The organism is Pseudomonas sp. CGJS7 (assembly GCF_036961695.1).
Map to the genome: position 1 here is coordinate 1 of NZ_JBAMDI010000282.1, position 2,221 is coordinate 2,221.

The 2,221-nt window shown below is 65.8% G+C and carries 1 protein-coding gene; it reads right to left on the minus strand.

The window, feature by feature from the left end; genetic code table 11:
- On the minus strand, positions 1-2,205 hold a 2,205-nt coding region (locus V7787_RS52675), incomplete at its 3' end, for a hypothetical protein (protein ID WP_336095437.1).
- Positions 2,206-2,221 lie beyond the last annotated feature (16 nt).

The following is a 2,221-nucleotide window of genomic DNA, read 5'->3' on the forward strand; positions in this document are numbered from 1 at the left end:
ACCGACCGCATCGAGCTGGCTCTTGTTGACCGCATCGGTAGCAGCGACGCCCGCGGCGACGTTGCTCACGACTTGGTTGCCGGCGTTGATACCGGCCGAGGTCACGCTGGGGCCACCGGTGATGGTCAGACCGGTGTTGTCCAGACGGCTGTTGCCCGCAACGACGCTGGTAACGGTGATGTCGTCGGCCAGATCGAAGTTGACGTTATCGTCGGTACCGGTCTTGCTGACCACGATGTTGCCGTCGCCGTTCTTGAAGTCCACCGCTTCGCCCGGAGCCACGTTGGTGCTGTTGGCGCCTTGCGCGGTGATGTTGAAGCCGGCGTTGGCGGTCGAACCGACCGCATCGAGCTGGCTCTTGTTGACCGCATCGGTAGCCGCGACGCCAGCGGCGACGTTGCTCACGACTTGGTTGCCGGCGTTGATACCGGCCGAGGTCACGCTGGGGCCACCGGTGATGGTCAGACCGGTGTTGTCGAGGCGGCTATTGCCCGCAACGACGCTGCTGACGGTGATGTCGTCGGCCAGATCGAAGTTGACGTTATCGTCCGCGCCGGTCTTGCTGACCACGATGTTGCCGTCGGTGCTCTTGAAGTCCACCGTTTCGCCCGGCGCCACGTTGGTGCTGTTGGCGCCCTGCGCGGTGACGTTGAAACCGGCGCTGGCGGTCGAGCCGACCGCATCGAGCTGGCTCTTATTGACCGCGTCGGTAGCCGCGACGCCGGCGGCGACGTTGCTGACGACTCGGTCGCCCGCGTTGATGCCGGCCGTCGTCACGCTCGGACCACCAGCGATGGTCAAGCCGGTGTTGTCCAGACGGGTATTGCCCGCAACGACGCTGATGACGGCGATGTCGTCGGCCAGATCGAAGTTGAGGTTATCGTCCGCGCCGGTCTTGCTGACGACGATGTTGCCGTCGGCGCTCTTGAAGTCCACCGTTTCGCCTGGGGCCACGTTGGTGCTGTTGGCGCCTTGCGCGGTGATGTTGAAACCGGCGTTCGCGGTCGAGCCGACCGCGTCGAGCTGGCTCTTGTTGACCGCGTCGGTCGCCGCGACGCCAGCGGCAACGTTGCTGACGACTTGGTTGCCGGCGTTGATGCCGGCCGCAGTCACGCTCGGACCGCCGGTGATGGTCAGGCCGGTGTTGTCGAGGCGGCTATTGCCCGCAACGACGCTGTTGACGGTGATGTCGTCGGCCAGATCGAAGTTGACGTTGTTGTCGGTGGCGGCCTTGCTGACGACGATGTTGCCGTCGCCGTTCTTCAGGTCGATCGACTCGCTCGGATCGACGTTGGAGCCGTTGGCGCCCTGCGCAGTGAGGGTGAAACCGGCACCGGCCGCCTGCACCGCCTGGTTGGTGGCGAACAACTGGCTGCCGTTGACCGCATCGGTGCTGGTCGCGCTCAGATCGGCCGGAGCGACGTTGACGATCTTGTTCGGACCGGTACCGCCGTGATTGGCGCTGAACGCACCCGCGCCGCCGTTGGCGGCCGGATCCCACAACAGCGAATCCTGGCCGAGCGCGGTGATCTTGCTGTCCACCGCCTTCAACTGGCTGACGTTGACCGCGTCGGTATCGGTTGCGCCGGCGGCGAGGTTGGTGATTCGACGCTCGTTGGCAGCGCTGCCCAACGACACTTCACCGTTCGGCACGGTGCCGGCGATGGCGTAGGTCGATGCCGGCGGCACATAGGCTGCAGTGCCGAGCGTGGCGCCGTCGGCGACGGAGCGGGCGCCGAGCGCGACGCTGCCGGCATGACTGACGTGGGATTGGGTACCCAGCGCGGTGCCGAAGGCTGCGATCACACTCGATTGCATACCAATCGAAGTCGAGTAGTCCGCCGCCGCGTTGGCGCGGTCGCCCATTGCGCTGGCCCATTCCCCAGAGGCTTGCGTTTCCGAGCCCAGCGCGGTCGCGCCGATCCCGGTCGCCTTGGCCCGATCGCCCAGCGCAGCGGCGAAGTTTTTATCGGCCACGGCGTCGTTACCGAACGCGACCGAAGCATCGCCGCTGGCGATCGTATCGTCGCCGATCGCGATGGTGTTCTGGAACGTGGCTGCAGCCTTGTTGCCGATGGCGATCGAAGAATTGCCGCTGGACACCGCTTCGCTGCCCATGGCGATGGCGAACTGGTCCGAAGCGCGCGCACCGTAACCCACCGCGGTGGCATGCGGGGCGGTCGCGAACGCATCGGACTGAGACATGCCGGTGTCGTTGGTA